Source organism: Streptomyces sp. NPDC058198 (genome assembly GCF_042882605.1).
In the GTDB taxonomy this organism is placed as follows: Bacteria; Actinomycetota; Actinomycetes; order Streptomycetales; family Streptomycetaceae; genus Streptomyces.
This window is the reverse complement of record NZ_JBHVVP010000001.1, coordinates 1,027,870-1,043,853: the sequence shown is the minus strand read 5'-3', so window position 1 is coordinate 1,043,853 and position 15,984 is coordinate 1,027,870. Positions and strand designations below refer to the sequence as shown.

The 15,984-nt window shown below is 69.8% G+C and carries 14 protein-coding genes; 9 read left to right on the top strand and 5 right to left on the bottom strand.

Annotated elements, in window-relative coordinates; all coding sequences use genetic code 11:
• Positions 1-203 precede the first annotated feature (203 nt).
• Both ACFVWW_RS04720 and ACFVWW_RS04715 read right to left on the bottom strand, forming a co-directional pair.
• Positions 204-1,103: an oxidoreductase gene (locus ACFVWW_RS04720; protein ID WP_386875929.1), complete on the bottom strand. Its 900-nt coding sequence runs from the start codon at positions 1,101-1,103 to the stop codon at positions 204-206.
• Positions 1,104-1,482: 379 nt separating this feature from the next.
• On the bottom strand, positions 1,483-2,265 hold the full coding sequence (locus ACFVWW_RS04715; RefSeq protein WP_386875928.1) for a DeoR/GlpR family DNA-binding transcription regulator: 783 nt from the start codon (positions 2,263-2,265) through the stop codon (positions 1,483-1,485).
• A gap of 123 nt (positions 2,266-2,388) precedes the next feature.
• Here ACFVWW_RS04715 and ACFVWW_RS04710 point away from each other — a divergent pair, with 123 nt between their 5' ends.
• The 4 genes from ACFVWW_RS04710 (at position 2,389) to ACFVWW_RS04695 (ending at position 6,188) form a co-directional block, all read left to right on the top strand.
• Positions 2,389-3,273, top strand: coding sequence for an SIS domain-containing protein (locus ACFVWW_RS04710; RefSeq protein ID WP_384193663.1), 885 nt, complete (start codon positions 2,389-2,391; stop codon positions 3,271-3,273).
• Positions 3,274-3,575: 302 nt separating this feature from the next.
• A complete protein-coding gene (locus ACFVWW_RS04705; RefSeq protein ID WP_386875926.1) occupies positions 3,576-5,372 on the top strand; it encodes a sensor histidine kinase in 1,797 nt (598 codons plus the stop codon).
• A complete protein-coding gene (locus tag ACFVWW_RS04700; protein ID WP_386875924.1) occupies positions 5,359-5,814 on the top strand; it encodes a roadblock/LC7 domain-containing protein in 456 nt (151 codons plus the stop codon). The genes ACFVWW_RS04705 and ACFVWW_RS04700 overlap by 14 nt, the downstream gene beginning before the upstream one ends.
• 2 nt (positions 5,815-5,816) lie before the next feature.
• Entirely contained in the window at positions 5,817-6,188 is a 372-nt protein-coding gene (locus ACFVWW_RS04695) for a DUF742 domain-containing protein (RefSeq protein WP_386875922.1), read from the top strand.
• Positions 6,189-6,244: 56 nt separating this feature from the next.
• Here the strand turns inward: ACFVWW_RS04695 and ACFVWW_RS04690 are convergent, their stop codons facing one another.
• Entirely contained in the window at positions 6,245-7,285 is a 1,041-nt protein-coding gene (locus ACFVWW_RS04690) for a LacI family DNA-binding transcriptional regulator (RefSeq protein WP_384193690.1), read from the bottom strand.
• A 225-nt stretch (positions 7,286-7,510) separates the two neighbouring features.
• Between ACFVWW_RS04690 and ACFVWW_RS04685 the strand changes: the two genes are divergently transcribed.
• From ACFVWW_RS04685 to ACFVWW_RS04665, 5 genes are all read left to right on the top strand, one after another.
• Positions 7,511-8,359: an ABC transporter permease gene (locus tag ACFVWW_RS04685; protein ID WP_386876738.1), complete on the top strand. Its 849-nt coding sequence runs from the start codon at positions 7,511-7,513 to the stop codon at positions 8,357-8,359.
• A gap of 31 nt (positions 8,360-8,390) precedes the next feature.
• Positions 8,391-9,410 (top strand): ABC transporter substrate-binding protein, encoded by a 1,020-nt coding sequence (locus tag ACFVWW_RS04680; protein ID WP_386875920.1) that lies wholly within the window; start codon positions 8,391-8,393, stop codon positions 9,408-9,410.
• A gap of 2 nt (positions 9,411-9,412) precedes the next feature.
• The gene (locus ACFVWW_RS04675) at positions 9,413-10,276 is read left to right on the top strand and encodes an ABC transporter ATP-binding protein (protein WP_386875918.1); all 864 of its coding nucleotides are present in this window, start codon (positions 9,413-9,415) and stop codon (positions 10,274-10,276) included.
• A 93-nt stretch (positions 10,277-10,369) separates the two neighbouring features.
• Positions 10,370-10,951, top strand: a complete 582-nt coding sequence (locus tag ACFVWW_RS04670) for a helix-turn-helix domain-containing protein (protein WP_386875916.1) — start codon at positions 10,370-10,372, stop codon at positions 10,949-10,951.
• Positions 10,948-11,469: a GNAT family N-acetyltransferase gene (locus tag ACFVWW_RS04665; RefSeq protein WP_386875914.1), complete on the top strand. Its 522-nt coding sequence runs from the start codon at positions 10,948-10,950 to the stop codon at positions 11,467-11,469. Before ACFVWW_RS04670 ends, ACFVWW_RS04665 begins: the two co-directional genes overlap by 4 nt.
• Before the next feature lie 67 nt (positions 11,470-11,536).
• On the opposite strand, the gene ACFVWW_RS04660 is transcribed toward ACFVWW_RS04665, so the two are convergent.
• Both ACFVWW_RS04660 and ACFVWW_RS04655 read right to left on the bottom strand, forming a co-directional pair.
• A complete protein-coding gene (locus tag ACFVWW_RS04660) occupies positions 11,537-12,451 on the bottom strand; it encodes a sugar phosphate isomerase/epimerase family protein (RefSeq protein ID WP_386875912.1) in 915 nt (304 codons plus the stop codon).
• Between the two features lie 13 nt (positions 12,452-12,464).
• On the bottom strand, positions 12,465-15,917 hold the full coding sequence (locus ACFVWW_RS04655) for a ThuA domain-containing protein (RefSeq protein WP_386875910.1): 3,453 nt from the start codon (positions 15,915-15,917) through the stop codon (positions 12,465-12,467).
• Between the last annotated feature and the right edge of the window lie 67 nt (positions 15,918-15,984).

The window sequence follows — 15,984 nt, the reverse complement described above, 5'->3', positions numbered from 1 at the left end:
CACGGCGTCAGATACGGTGCATCGCAAGGCGGAGGGACGTCCGCATACTGGATGTATTCGGGCGTTCCGACAACGCAGCGAGGTGCCGTAGCTGTCGTCGTGCGCCCGCCACGGATTACGGGACAGCCCTTAGGCCCTGCCTCATCCATCACGTGCGGCTTCGGCTTACGGAGCGTGCTCGAGCACGGTTGATGTGGCCGGCATCAGGATGCGGGGCGGCCGGTCGAATCGAGTAGCTGGAGTTCTTCCACCGCAAGCCGGAGTGCGCCCGCTGCCACGTTGTCGACGAGGTGTTCCGGGTTGCCGGTCCCGGGGATGGCCAGCACGTGGGCGCCTTGCTGCAGGGTCCAGGCCAGGCGGACCTGGGCGGACGAGACACCGTGCGCGCGGGCCACGGCGTCGACCTGGTCGTGCTCGGCTTTGACGGCTCCGGCCTCGCGCCCCTCCCCGGCGATGGAGAAGAAGGGCACGAACGCGATGCCGTGCGCCGCGCATTCCCGGAGCATCTCGTCACCGCCGGGCGCGGCGATGCCGTAGGGGTTCTGGACGCACACCACCGGTGCGATCTCCTGCGCCTGGGCCAGGTGCTCCGGGCGGGCGCCAGAGATACCGAGGTGACGGACAAGCCCTGCGGCGCGCAGCTCGGCGAGGGCGCCGAAGCGTTCGCTGATGGATTCCTGGCCCATGAGGCGCAGGTTGACCACGTCGAGGTGGTCGCGGCCGAGCTGACGCAGATTCTCCTCGACCTGGCCGCGCAGTTGGTCGGGCCGCGCCGGGGTGACCCACTCGCCGCCGGCATCCCTCGCCGGGCCGACCTTGGTGACGATGACGAGATCGTCCGAATACGGTGACAGCGCCGCGTTGATCAGTTCGTTGGCGGAGCGTAGCCGGGAGAAGTAGAAGGCCGCGGTGTCGATGTGGTTGACGCCGAGTTCAACCGCGCGGCGCAGTACGCCGATCGCCTGGCCGCGGTCGCTGGGTGTGCCTTGGTGGAAGGCGGCACTGCCGGTCAAGCGCATGGCGCCGAAACCAATCCGGTTGACCGTGAGGTCACCGAGCGTCCACGTGCCGGCGACTGTCGCAGAGACCATGTGTGACGTCATCTATTCCATCAGCTCCATCTGATCGACCGTCGCCCGTCAACGGTTCAAGGCGCGACGGTCCTGGAGTATGCGCAGGTGATAGGCGTGGCGGGAAGGCGCGACGGGTTGGGGGAATGTCACAGCGCGACCGGGAATCCTGCATACGCACGCCGAGTTGTTGCTGGTGACGGCTTCGTTCCGTGGAACTCCCCTTTCAGGATCGGAGCGACCGGCGCGATCCTTCTGCGCACGAACCACTGCTCGACGCAGGGTCTGGATCGACCAAGACACGCCGGCCTCAGCGCTCAACGCGAGCACGAGCTGCTTGCGTTGACGACATCGCGGAGAATCCGGTACGGGGGTCGGTGAACCCTCCTCTGGGCTCGGGCACCGGAGATTTTCAGACCTGGACGACAGTTACTCCGCGCTCCTTGAACAGCGCGGCCTGCTCCGGTGCGCCGGAGTCTGTGATCAGGGTTCCGATGCTCTGCGTCGGGCAGATTCGGGCGAAGGCGCGGGCGGTGAGTTTTGAGCTGTCCGCCACTACCACCAAGTTCTGTGCCCGCTCGGCGAGCAGGGCGTTGATGCTCGCTTCGTGCTCGCTGTGCGCGCCGGCGCCCGACTCCGCGTCGACCGCGTCCACACCGAGGAAGGCGATGTCCAGGCTGACCTCATCCAGGATGTGCCGGGCCAGCGGTCCGACGAGTTCGTACGACTGGGGCATCGCGACCCCGCCCGTGGTCACGATCTTGATGTGCGGTCGGACCGCGAGCTCGTGGGCGATGTTCAGCGCGTTGGTGACGATCGTGACCGCCGGTTCCGTGGCCGTGCCCGCCAGATCGGAGCGGGTCGCGATGGCCCTGGCCACCTCCGAGGTCGTCGTGCCGCCGTTCAGCCCGATCACCATGCCCCGCCCGACCATCGCCGCCGCGGCCCGTGCGATCCGCTCCTTCTCCTGGGCGTGCCGCACCGCCTTGTAGCGCAGGGGCAGTTCGTACGAGACGGAGTGCGCCACCGCACCGCCCCGGGTGCGGGTCAGCAATTGCTGCTCGGCGAGATGGTCGAGGTCGCGGCGGACGGTCGCCACCGACACGGCCAGCTCCGCGGCGACGGCCTCGACCTCCAGCTGATGACGCTCGGTCAGCAGTTCCAGCAAGGCCGTGTGCCGTTCGTGACGATTCACCGCGTCCCCTTCGCTGTGCGGGTGCGTCTGCGCGCACGCTGCGTGGTGATTGCTTGTTAGTGATCGAAAACGTCATCTACCATGCAGAAAAAATCATACTGTTTCTGGGGAGCGGAGACGCGCATGACGCATGTGGGGACCGAACTGGCCACTCAGCCCGAGTGCTGGCGCCGGGCGGCGACGCTGGCCGAAGGGCTGCGCGGCGAACTGCCCGAGCCCGGGGAGCGTACGGCCGTCGTCGGCTGTGGCACTTCGCTGTTCATGGCCCGTGCCTACGCCTCGCTCCGGGAAGGCGCGGGACTGGGGGAGACCGATGCCTTCGCCGCCTCCGAGTTCCCCGCCAGGCGCCGCTACGACCGGGTCGTGGCGCTGACCCGTTCCGGTACGACCACCGAGGTGCTGCGACTGCTCGCGGACGTCCGGGGCGGGACCAGGACGACCGCGATCACCGCCGACCCCGCCACCCCGGTGCGGTCGGCCGCCGACGATCTGGTTGTGCTGGACTTCGCCGACGAACGGTCCGTCGTCCAGACGCGCTTCGCCACCACGGCCCTCACCCTGCTCCGCGCCCATCTCGGGCTGCACACCGATGCCGCGGTCACGGACGCGGAGAAGGCCCTCGCGGATCCGCTTCCCGACGGCGTGACCGAATGCACCCAGTTCACCTTCCTCGGCCGGGGCTGGACCGTCGGTCTCGCGGAGGAGGGCGCGCTCAAGATGCGCGAGGCGTCCCTGTCCTGGACCGAGGCGTACCCCGCGATGGAGTACCGCCACGGTCCGATCAGCATCACGACCGAGGGAACGGCGACCTGGGCGCTCGGGCCCGCCCCGGAGGGCCTCGGTGAACAGGTCCGGGCGACCGGCGGACTGTGGGTGGCCGGTCGCCTCGACCCGCTGGCCGAGCTGGTACGGATCCAGCGGCTCGCCCTCGCCCTGGCGGACAAGCGCGGCCTCGACCCGGACCGCCCGCGCCACCTCACCCGTTCGGTGATCCTCCCGTCCGCGTAGCAGGGCATCGGCTGCCGGGCGCGGGTCGACTGCCGGTCGCGTGGGGCGACCGTACGGCCCCGAGCCCGGCCCAAGTCCCCGACCGATTGAGGGATTTCGCGCTGATGTACGAAGCCTCATACCAGAGCGGGATGCTCTGTGGGCAAGTTTCCCAACTGAGCTCCGTATCCGAACGCGGGACAACTACTGTGTGTGCTCGGTGATGAACGGAGGGTTCCCACGGCTTGCGCCGGTCCTGCCGTCGCGCCACCGCTGACACCAGCACCCTGCCGATTCCTGGGGCCCCACGACCGAGGACACTGATGTCTCAACTTCGCGCACCTGTCCGGCCGGAGCGCCGTGAGGGCGGACGGCACGGCCGGCCGGGCACCCGCTCGCTGCCGTCGACGGACAGGGCGGACACACCGACCCCGCTGGACGCCCGGATACGCCCTCAACTCCTGCGCACCGCGGTCCTGCCGGCGATAGTGGCCGCGCTGAGCGGCGCGGCCGCCGTGATGTTCGTCCTCCGCTCCACCGCCACGGAACCGACCGCCGGGATCTGGCTCGCCCTCGTCGGCACGGCGCTGCTCGCCTTCGCCGCCGTCGCCGCGGCCGCTCTGGGAGCGGACCGTACCGCCAAGTCCGTCCTCGACCGCTGCAACGCGCTGCGCCGCTCCAGCGCGCGCGGACAGGCCGACCTGCGGGCGGTGGTCGAGCAGCTCAGGCGGGGCGAACGGGTGCCCGCGCGCCGTACGCCCACTCCGCCGGCAGCCCTCGACGGGGACGAATTCGACCTTCTGGCAGAAGAACTGGGCCGGTCCCAGGAATCGGCCGTCGGCGCGGTGGTGCGGGCCTCGCGGCTGTCCAGCAGCGTCGGCAACGAACAGAAGATGGAGGTCTTCGTCAATCTGGCCCGCCGGCTCCAGTCCCTGGCCCACCGCGAGATCCAGCTGCTCGACGAGTTGGAGAACGAGGTGGAGGACCCGGACCTGCTCAAGGGCCTCTTCCACGTGGACCATCTGGCGACCCGCGTCCGCAGGTACGCGGAGAACCTCGCTGTCCTCGGCGGGGCGGTCTCGCGCCGCCAGTGGAGCGAGCCGGTCCTCATCGTCGACGTCCTGCGCTCCGCCGTCGCCGAGGTCGAGCAGTACCCGCGGATCAAGCTCGTACCGCCGATCGACGGCACCCTGCGCGGCCACGCCGTCGCCGATGTCGTCCATCTGCTGGCCGAACTCCTCGAGAACGCCACGCTGTTCTCGGCCCCGCACACCCAGGTGCTGCTGCGGGCGCAGCAGGTGGCGGCCGGTATCGCCATCGAGGTGGAGGACCGTGGTCCCGGGATGCCGCTCGGCGAGCAGAAGAGGATGAACAGCCTGCTCGCCGACCCGGACCAGGTCAATGTCGCGCAGCTGCTGGGAGACGGACGGATCGGCCTCTTCGTGGCGTCGGCGCTGGCGCGCAGGCACGGTATCGCGGTGCGTCTACAGTCCAATATCTATGGCGGTGTCCAGGCCGTGCTGATCCTGCCGCAGGCGCTCCTCGGCTCCGACCGGGCGGCGGACCGGAACAGCCAGGTGCTGCCGCCCGTCGCCGGAGCTGCCGGTCCTGTCCCAGCTGCCCGAGTCGAGTACGCCGACCGCCCCGCCCTCGCCGAGGGCGGCACGGTCCGCGGCATCATGAGCCGGCCCCAACTGCCCAAGCGCCGCGGCCAGGAGCACCTGGTCCCGCAGCCGCGGGACCTGCCCCCGCCCCGCCCCTCCGACGAGCCGACGCTCCACGACCCCGGTCTGATGGCCGCCTTCCAGCGGGGCATCGGCCTCGCCGAGTCCCAGCCCGGCCCGCCGCCCGAGGGACAGCCGGAACCACGGTCCGCCGAACCACGGTCCGCCGAACCACAGGCCGCCGAACCACGGTCCGCCGTGGCGGCCGCCGTCCCACGGGTGGCCCCCCTGACGGACCGCCCTGCGGACCGCCCTGCGGACCCGATGACGGACCGCCCCGCGCATCCTCTGGCGAACCGCCCCGCGGACCCCCTGGCGGAGCCGCTTCCGGACCAGCCGGAATCGCAGCGCCACGACACCACCCCCAAGGAACGGATGCACCATGGCGAGCGATGAGCCGACCGGTCATGTCCCGGACCTCGAACGGCTGTTGAGTGGTCTGGTCCAGCGCGTCCCGTACACCCGTAGCGCGGTGCTGCTCTCCTCCGACGGCCTGGTGCGGTCCGCACACGGCATGGACCCCGACAGCGCCGACCACCTGGCCGCCCTCGCCTCCGGCCTGTACTGCCTGGGCCGCGGCGCCGGGGTGCGCTTCGGCGAGGGCGGGGACGGCGGGGAAGGCGGGGAGGTCCGTCAGGTCGTGGTGGAGCTGGACACCACGCTGCTGTTCGTCTCCGCGGCGGGCCTGGGCACCTGTCTCGCCGTGCTGGCCGGCCGGGAGGCGGACGCCGCGGTCCTCGGCTACGAGATGGCGACGCTGGTCAGGGGCGTACGGCCGTACGTGGTCAGCCCCCTCAGACAAGCGGCCGGCTCGGTACCCAGCCCCGTGGGGCTCTGACCGTGCCGATCGCGACGGACACATTGTTACTCGACGAGGCGGCCGGCCGGCTCCTCCGCCCGTACACCGCGAGCGGAGGCCGGACCCGGCCGACGACGGCGCTGGATCCGCTGACGCTGGTGATCTCGACGGGAGCGGTGCCCCAGGAACATCTCGGCCCGGAGCACGCCCAGGCCGTCGGCCTCTGCCAGGGGCCGACCTCGGTCGCGGAGATCGCGGCGCAGCTGAGGCTTCCCGCGACGGTCACCAAAGTCCTGCTCGCCGATCTGGTCGACTGCGGGGCGATCACCGCCCGGCCGCCCGACAGCTTCGAAAGCCCCACTGACCGTTTCCTGCTGGAGGCAGTGCTCGATGGTCTACGACGACAGCTCTGAGACGTTCCCCATCGCACTGAAGATCCTGGTCACGGGCTGCGGCATCTGACGTGATCTCAATATCGCGCAAAAACGGGGGGATTGGCCGGTGGCGGCGCGGTGCTGGCCCGCAGGACGACCTCGCCGCCGACTCGCAGCACCCGGGAGCGTGTGCCGCGCGGCTCACGCAGCGCGAGGGAGATCACGCTCTGCCCCATGGCGGTGAGCGGCAGGGCGACGGTCGTGAGCGGGGGAGTCAGCTCCTGTACGAGGGGGATGTCGTCGAAGCCCGCGAGGGAGAGGTCCTCGGGGATCCGTACGCCCGCCTCCCGGAACGCGGCCAGCGCGCCCACCGCCATCACATCGGTGACCGCGAAGACGCAGGTGGGGCGGGCCGGCCCGGCGAGCAGTTCTCGGGCGGCCGCATAGCCCCCTTCGCGGGTGAAGGCGCCGTGCACGACGGATCCGGGACCGAGGACGATCCCGGATTCCGTGAGTCCCGCCCGGAATCCGGCCAACCGGTCGGCGACCGTGGTCAGTTGGGCAGGACCGCTGAGCACGCCGAACTCGCGGTGACCCAGAGCCAGCAGGGCGCGGGCGAGCGCCGTGGCCCCGGCGCGGTTCTCGGGCAGTACGGCGTCGGCGCGCAGGCCGCGGTGCCGGCTGACGACGGCGACCCGGCCGCCGGCGCGGACGTACGGCGCGAGCTCGGCGCCCAACTTCCGCTCCCAGGAGGGATTCTGGAAGCCGGAGCCGATCAGCAGGATGGCGCGGGCCCGCTGCGCGCGGAGCATGGAGACATAGGCGATCTCCCTGGCCGGCTCCCGGAAGGTGCTGGCGAGCATGACCAGCACATCCTGCTCGGCGGCGGCCCGCATCACCCCGCCCGCTATCGCGGCGAAGTAGGGGTCGCCGACGTCGTGGCAGATGACACCGACGGTGTTGCTGGAGGCGCTGGCGAGCGCCTGGGCGTGGGCGTTGGGGATGTAGCCGAGCAGATCGGCCGCCGCGCGCACCCGTTGACGCAGTTCCTCGCGGACGCGTGCGGTGCCGTTCAGCGCTCTGGACGCGGTCGCCAGGGAGACGCCCGCGCGGCGGGCGACGGCGTCCAGCGTCACATGGGCCTGTGTTTCCCGTTCACTCAACTCGACCCCCGGGGTCGCGGCGGCGGCAGGGTCCGTGGCGGACCCCGAAACTTCGGGACGACCTATTGACCGTACGGACGGGCAGTCATTAGCGTGGCGATCACCCTACCAGAAAGCGCTTTCTGAAAGCGCTTGTAGGGGAGCACTGCTCTTATAACTGCCCGGACCGCCGAGGAGTTCACTGTGAGCCAGAGCGTCATGCCGGCACCGGCCGGGGAAGTGGCGGGAGTCGCCGAACGGAACAGGCCAGGAGCGGGGGAGAGGTTCACCCGCGCGGTCGAGGCGGGCTGGCGCCCGGTCGCCCTGCTGGTCGCCTGTTTCGCCCTCTGGTGGATCATCGCCGCGGCCGAGCTGGTGGAGCCGTATCTCGTCCCCTCGCCCGGCGCGACGCTCGATGTGCTGACGGGCAAGGCGGGTTACCTCTGGCAGCACACCTGGGTGACGACCTATGAGACGCTGCTCGGCTTTGTGATCGCCGTCGCCGTGGGGGTGCTCGCGGCGGTGGTGATGGTGTACTCCTCGACCGTCGAGAAGACGCTTTATCCCATTCTGCTGTTCGCCCAGGTCGTCCCGAAGATCGCCATCGCGCCGCTGTTCGTGGTCTGGCTCGGCTTCGGCATCACACCGAAGATCCTGATCGCCGTGCTCATCGCCTTCTTCCCCGTGGTGATCTCGATGGTCACCGGGCTGAAGGCGGTCGACCCCGAGATGCTCCAGCTCTCCGCGACCATGGGCGCGAAGCCCTGGCAGACCTTCGCCAAGATCCGCTTCCCCGCCTCGCTGCCGCATCTCTTCTCCGGTCTCAAGGTCGCCGTGACGCTCGCGGTCACCGGCGCGGTCGTCGGCGAATTCGTCGGCGCCAACGAGGGGCTGGGCTATGTGATCCTCCAGGCGAACGGCAACCTCGACACCCCGATGCTCTTCGCGGGACTGCTCGTCATGTCACTGATCGGCGTCGTCCTCTTCGTCCTGGTCGAGATCGCCGAGAAGCTGCTGCTGCCCTGGCACGCCAGCCGCCGGGACACCCACGTCACCACCTCGTACTGACCGACTCGACCCCGTCCGGGAAGGGCCAGCCATGTCCGCGCGCAGATTCCTGATCGGCCTCGTACCCCTGCTCCTGCTTGCCACCGCCTGTGGTGAGGGCGGCTCGGAGACCACCACCAGCGACTCCGGCAAGAAGCTCGACAAGGTGACGCTGACGCTCAACTGGTATCCGTACGGCGAACACGCGCCGTTCTACTACGGCAAGCAGCAGAAGATCTTCGAGAAGCACGGCATCGACCTCACGATCCGGGCGGGCCAGGGCTCGCAGAAGACCGTGCAGGCGACCGCCGCGGGACAGACCGACTTCGGCTGGGCCGACACGCCCGCCGTGCTCAGCGGGGTGGACCAGGGCGTCACGGTGAAGAGCCTCGGCGTCTTCCTGCAGACCACGCCCTCGTCCGTGCAGTTCTTCGAGAGCGCGAACGTCAACACACCCGCCGACCTCAAGGGCAGGACCATCGCGGGCACGGCCGGTGACGCGCTCACCAAGACCTTCCCGATCTTCCTCCAGAAGAACGGACTGAAGGAGTCGGACGTCAAGATCCAGAACACCGATCCGGCGGGCAAGATCGCCGCGGTGATCTCCGGGAAGACGGACGCGCTGCTCGGGTACGCCAGCGACCAGGGCCCGACCATGCAGGACAAGGCCAAGAAGAAGGTGTCGTATCTGCGCTTCTCGGAGCACGGACTCAACTTCTACTCCAATGGTCTGATCGCGGGTCAGAAGATCCTGTCCGGCAGGAGCGAGCTGGCCGGGCGGATGGTGCGGGCCGTCAGCGAGTCCTGGGCGGCCGCCGAGAAGGCGCCGGAGCCGGCGGTCGCCGCGATGGAAGGCGCGTCGGAGCAACTGCCGCCCGAGAGCGTCCTGTCGGAGCAGTTCAGGACGACGATCACGCTGCTGCACACCGACGCGACACGGGGCGAGGCCCCAGGCGTCAACACCGAGGACGACTGGCAGCGGACCATTGATGTCTTCGCCGAGGCCGGGCTCGTGAAGAGCCCCAAGGCGGTCTCGGAGTACTGGGACAGCGGCACGGCGCTGAAGGGATGACGATGGCCAGGGATACGACGCTCCGGGAGCCCGCCGTGACCAAGGACAGCGCACCGGCGCAGGGCGCGGCGGCGAAGGGCACACCGGCTCAGGGCACGGCGGCGGTCGGTCTTGAGGACGTGGCCGTCCGGTTCCGTACGAAGAACCGCGATGTCACCGCCCTCCAGCAGGTCTCGCTCGATGTGGCGATGGGAGAGTTCGTGGCCGTCGTCGGCCCCTCGGGCTGCGGCAAGTCGACCCTCCTCAAGCTGGTCGCGGGGCTCCTCAAGGCGTCCGCGGGGGCCGTACGGCTGCACGGCGAACGGGTCGACGGGCCGCGGCACGACATCGGATACGTCTTCCAGCGGGCGGCGCTGCTGGAGTGGCGTACCGCCCGCCGCAACATCCTGCTCCAGGCGGAGATGCGCCGGATGCCGGCCGGGCAGGCGCGTGAACGCGCGGACGAACTGATCGCGATGACCGGTCTCACCGGCTTCGAGGACGCCTATCCGCATGAGCTGTCCGGCGGTATGCAGCAGCGGGTCGCGCTCTGCCGGGCGCTGCTGCACAAGCCGCCCGTCCTGCTGATGGACGAGCCGTTCGGCGCGCTCGACGCCCTCACCCGCGAACAGATGAACAGGGAGCTGAACCGGATCTGGCGCGAGACCGGCACCACCGTGGTGCTGGTGACCCACTCGATCTCGGAGGCCGTCTATCTGGCCGACCGGGTGGTGGTGATGAGCCCGCGGCCCGGCACGATCAGCGAGATCATCGAGGTGGGGCTGCCCGCCGAGCGCGACTATACGGAGACGCTCGGGCGGCCCGAATTCCGCGAGGCCACCGCCCGTATCAGAGGTCTGCTGGGCGCGGCCTCCGCACAGGACTGAGGCCCGGTCGGCAGCCGGTCCGAGGTTCGCGGCGAAGCCCGACCCGAAGCCCGGCCGGAAAGCACATCCCGGATCTGAGATAAACTCTCACATATGAGAGAGGATCCCGAGGGTGCCCTCGACCCCGTCGACGTGCTCCTCGCCGCGCGCCTCGCCGAACTGCGGGGCGAGCGCGGCTGGTCGCTGGAGGAGCTCGCCCGGCGCAGTGGCGTGAGCCGTTCCACGCTGTCGCGGGCGGAGCGAGGTGAGATCAGCCCCACCGCGTCACTGCTCGGCCGGTTGTGCGCGGAGTACGGGCGGACCATGTCGCAGCTGCTCAGCGAGGTGGAGGCGGAACCCGCCCAGTTGGTCAGGGCGGCCGCCCAGACCGTATGGAAGGACACCGCCTCCGGTTTCGTGCGCCGCTCCGTCTCGCCGCCGCAGCCGGGCCTGCGCGCGGAAGTGGTCGAAGGCACGTTGCGGGCGGGCGCGGATGTGTCGTACGAGCGGCCTCCCGTACCGGGCATGGAGCAGCACATCTGGGTGCTCGAAGGGTCGGTCGAGTTCACGGTGGGACGTGAGCAGCACACCCTGTACGTGGGGGACTGTCTGCGGATACGCCTGTGGGGCCCCACCCGGTTCCGCTGCCCGGGTCCTGAGCCGGTCAGGTACGCGGTCGTGGTGGTCCAGTCATGAGCCGCGCCGTGGTGCCGCTGTCCGCCGGCGAACTGCTCGGCGCCGCGGAAGACCTTGCCGATCTCCTGCTCGACACCGTGGCCGGCGGCGCCTCGATCGGGTTTCTGAGCTCGCTCGACCGGGCGGCCGCGGCGGCCTGGTGGCGGGCGCAGGCCCCTGCCGTACGGGAAGGACGGCTGTCCGTACGGGTCTTCAAGGACGGCGACCGCATCACCGGCACGGTCGGTGTGGCGTTCGTGGACAAGCCCAACGCCCGCCATCGCGCCGATATCGTCAAGCTGATGGTCCACCGCGACGCCCGCGGTCAGGGCCTCGGCCGGACGCTGCTCAGCGCCGGGGAAGAGGCGGCGGCCGCGGCGGGGGTGACCCTGCTGCTGCTCGACACCGAGACCGGGAGTCCCGCCGAGGCGCTGTACCGCTCGGCGGGCTGGACAGCGGTCGGGGTGGTCCCCGGCCACGCGGCGGACCCCGGAGGGACACTCCGCCCGACCACCTTCTTCTACAAGAACATGCCCTGACCGTAAGGGAGTTCCGGGCCGCCGGTTCCCGGCCGCCGCCCCGGAGCGGCGGCCGGGAACCGTCACCTCAGTAGCGCAGCCCCGACAGATACCGGTAGCTGTTCAGCGCCGTCGCGAACGGATCGGCCGGCGCGTCATGCTCCACCAGCCACTGCCGTACGCCTCCGCTGCGCGCCGTGTCGAACATCGCCGGGAAGTCCAGGACACCCGAGCCGACATCCTCGAAGTCCCCGTTCGGCGCCATGTCCTTCACATGCAGCGCCGGGAAGCGGCCGGGGTGCTGTACGAAGAGGCGCCGCGGATCGTCCCCGCCCTTCGCCGCCCAGTACACGTCCAGTTCGAAGCCGACCAGCTCCGGATCGGTCTCCTTGAGCAGGATGCCGTACAGATTCTCGCCGTCGACCACCTCGTGGTCACCGTCGTGATTGTGGAAGAGGACCTTGAGCCCGGACTGCCTGGCGACGCGCCCCGCCGTGTTGAACTGCCGCGCCGCTTCCCGGTATCCGGCCGGTGAGTGCATCTCCACCGGCAGACTCGGTACCACGACCCACTTCCCGCCCAGCGTCGCGACGTCCTCGATCGCCTGCGGCAGACCGCTGCCGGCGACCGTGGTGTAGGCGACATGTTCGAGCACGGCCCTGAGCCGGGTCTCGTCCAGCATCCGCCGGATGTCCGTGGCGCTGTGGCCATGCCTGCCGCTGACGCCTACCGTCGCGTAACCGATCTCCGCCAGGCGCTCCAGCGTCCCCCTGAAGTCCGTCGCGAGAGGGGTACGCATGGTGTAGAGGTGCATGCCGATCCCGGACGGCGGGATGCGCCGCCGGCAGCGGCCGGTGGCGCTCGCGGTGGCCGGGCCCGGCTTCGCGTCCGCCGGTGTCGTGGCCGGGCCTGGGCTCGCGTACGCCGAGGTCGTCGCCACGCCCATCCCGAGCGCGGCCAGACCCACGGCTCTGCCCAGGAACGATCGTCGGGTGCCGCTCATCTTCGCTCTCCCCTCAGCCTGCGTTGATCCGGACGGCGCCGGTCGTCGTGTCACCCTTGTCGTCGGTGACGGTCAGATGGGCCGTGTACGGGCCCGGCCTGGCGTATGTGTGGTTCGCCTCCGGGCCCTCGGCGTCGGCGGCCGCGGAGTTGTCACCGAAGTCCCAGTGGTACGAGGCGACGGTGCGCCCGGACGCCGGTTTCACCGTGCTGCTGAGCCGCACGGCCAGCGGAGCCTTCCCCGTGGCGGGCGCGGCCTTGACCGAGACCTTCGTCGCCGGCTTCTTCTCGACTCCGGGCCCGTTGAAGTGCAGCCAGTCGACCGCGAAGAGATCCGGCTTCTCCGCCGACCAGCCGGGGTTGGTGAAGACCGCGTACAGCTTCACCGAGCCGCCCGGACTCTTGAGCGGGACGGTGGGCGAGACGACATTGCCCCAGCCACCCGTGTTCGGGACGGTCGCCGTGCCCAGCAGCGGTCCGGTCGGCGAGCCGTTGCGGAACTCGACGGTCCCGCCGAGCCCGCCCGAGGCGGCGCCGACCGTGACCGAGGTGATGCCCCGGAGGTGCACCGGGTCGAACGCGATCCAGTCGCCGTCCTCTATCTCGGTCAGCCGCTTGCCGCCGGAGGCGTCGGCGCGGTCGGCGACCACCGCTCCATCGTGCGCGCCGCCGGTGGTGGTGCGGTGCTCGGCCTCGCGGAACGTCGTACGGAGCGTGAGCGAGGACGACCCCGTCAGGGCGGGCACGCCGTCCGCGCCCTTGTCCTCGTACTGCGCGGTGACGCCGTAGTAGAGGTTCTGGCCGGGACCGTGGCTGTCCCCGGCGTCGGTGACGATCTCACCCGCGCAGCCTGTGTAGTTGTCCAGCGGATGCAGATGGCTGTCATGGCCGAGCTGGGACTGTACGACCACCCGCGAGCAGTCGATCGCGCCGCCGGCCCCGGTCTTCCCGTCCTCGCTGTCCTTCACCTTCACGGTGAACGGGATGGTGTCGCCGAAGCTGAACATGCCGCCGTCCGGAGGCTGTTGGATGGTCACGACCGGTCTGGTGTTGCCGACGGTGATCTCCTGGACGGAGAGCGCGGTCAGTCCGCCGGGCCCGGTGACCGTCAGCCGGGCCGTGAACCGGCCCTTGTCCCGGTAGACATGGGACGGATTGGCCTGCGTGGAGTCGGTGGTCCCGTCTCCGTCGAAGTCCCAGGCGTAGGTCACCGGCTTGTCGTCGGGCAGCCCGGATCCCTCGCTGGAGAACTTCACGGTCAGCGGTACGGCGCCGCTGTCCCGGTCCGCCGTCACCTTCGCGTCGGGCAGCCGGCCGTCCGCGACGTAGTCGATGCGGTAGATGCCCGAGCCCTCGTTGGTGCCGCCGCGGCCGGTACCGCTGCCGAGCCCGAAGTCGATGACGTACAGCGCGCCGTCGGGTCCGAAGTCTGCGTCGAAGGGCTGATTCCACTTCATGTCGCCGAAGACACCGTTGATGGAGTGGAGATCACCCGCCTTCACCGGATCGAAGCGCGGATCCGTGAAGGTCTGATCCTTCTGCTGGAACGAGAAGGCCTTGAAATACGTCCTGGTCAGCTCGTAGGTGAGCCACTTCCCCTCGAAGTACTCGGGGAACTTGGACGGATAGGCGTTCGCGGGGTCGTAGTCGTAGACCGGACCGCTCATCGGGCCGCCGCCCCCGGTGCCCAGCTCGGGGAATTCGGGCGAGGCGGAGTAGGCGTACCAGACCGTCGCGGGCTTGGCCGCCGGCAGCTCCCGCAGACCGGTGTTGTTCGGCGAGTCGTTGACCGGCGCGGCGCAGTCGAACTTTGCTCCCGGGGTTCCGGTGGCGAAGTCGTAGTCGTTGAAAGGGGTGTTGGCGCCGGTGCAGTACGGCCAGCCGAAGTTCCCCGCCTCGGTGATCCGGTTGTACTCGACGGTGCCCTCGGGCCCCCGATTGGGCACCGCCTCCCGTGCGTCGGGGCCGTAGTCGCCCACCAGCAGCGCCCCGCTCAGCGGATCGGTGGTGATACGGAACGGATTGCGCATCCCCATCGCATAGACCTCGGGGCGGGTCTTCTCGGTGCCGGGCGCGAAGAGATTGCCCTCCGGGATGGAGTACGTACCGTCGTCCTCCGGGGTGATCCGCAGAATCTTGCCGCGCAGATCGTTCGTGTTGCCCGCCGTTGTCTGGGCGTCCCAGGCGCGGCGTCCCTCGCGCTCGTCGATCGGGTTGAAGCCGTCGGAGGCGAACGGATCGGTGTTGTCGCCGGTCGCGACGTACAGATCGCCGTTCTTGTCGAAGGTGATCGAGCCGGCCATGTGCGAATTGGCCCGGCCCTCGCCCCGCAGCGTCGGGACGGTCAGCAGCCGCTTCTCGGACGCCGGGTCGACGGTGTTTCCGGTGACGGTGAAGCGCGACAGATTGAGCTGTTTCTCGGTCTTGTCGGAGTTCAGCAGATAGAGCCAGTTGTTCTCCGCGAAGTCCGGGTCGAGCGTCAGACCGAGGAGTCCGTCGGACTGGCTCGTCATCTCCGGGGTGTACGCGAAGTCCAGCGCGGTCGAGACCTGGAGCGTCTCCTGATCGATGACCTTGAGCTTGCCGGTGCGCTGGATGAAGAACACCCGGCGGTCCGGAGCGACGGCCAGTTCGAAGGGGTCGGCGAGATCGTTGGTGGCCAGCGCGGTGCGCTGGAACGCGCCCGTCTTGGTCGCGGTGCAGTCGCCGGGCTTGTTGCCCGCCGCCCACTGGATGCCGCCGAGCAGATGCTTGCGGAAGGCGTCCTCCTGGAAGGCGGAGGAGTCGTGTCCGCCGGCGGTGAACCAGGAGCGTCCGCCGTCGTAGTTCTGGCACCAGGACCACGGATGGTCGACGCCCTCGTCCAGGCCGTCGATCCCGTCGTTCACCTTGATCTGGGCGAGTGTGTGCACCTTGCCGGTCGGGTTGGTGCGCCAGTTGTACCACTCCTCCGTACGCTCCCAGAGCTCGGGAAGGCCCTGGGTGGAGGGGTGCGACTGGTCGAGCACCTTCACGCGGCCCGTCTGGACGGCGGGGTGCTTGTCGAAGATCGCGCCGACCAGCCCCTCGTACCAGTCCCAGTCGCGCTCGCTGGCGGAGGCGGCGTGCAGACCGACCCAGCCGCCGCCCCCGCGGATGAACGCCTGGAGGGCGGAGCGCTGTTCGGCATTGAGCAGATCGCCGCTCTCCGGGGTGGAGTTGGTGTTGTTGAAGACGATCGCCTGGAAGCGGGCGAGATTCTCCTCGGTGAAGGCCGTGGCGTCGGCGGCGGTCTCCACCTCGAATCCGTTCTCACTGCCGAGCTGTTCAACGGCCTTGATACCGGCCGGAATCGAGTCGTGCTCGAAGTTGGTGACCTTGGAAAAGACCAGAACGCGGAACGGCGCCGCGTCGGCGCGGGGCGGCGAAGCCATCCCCAGCCCGAGTACGAGCGCCAGCAAGGCGGTGATCACAAGTAAGGGTGACATGGTTCTCGTGGACGTTCTCATGGGCGCTCCCGGTGCTGGTTGAGCCGGCTGCGGGTTAGAAAGCGCT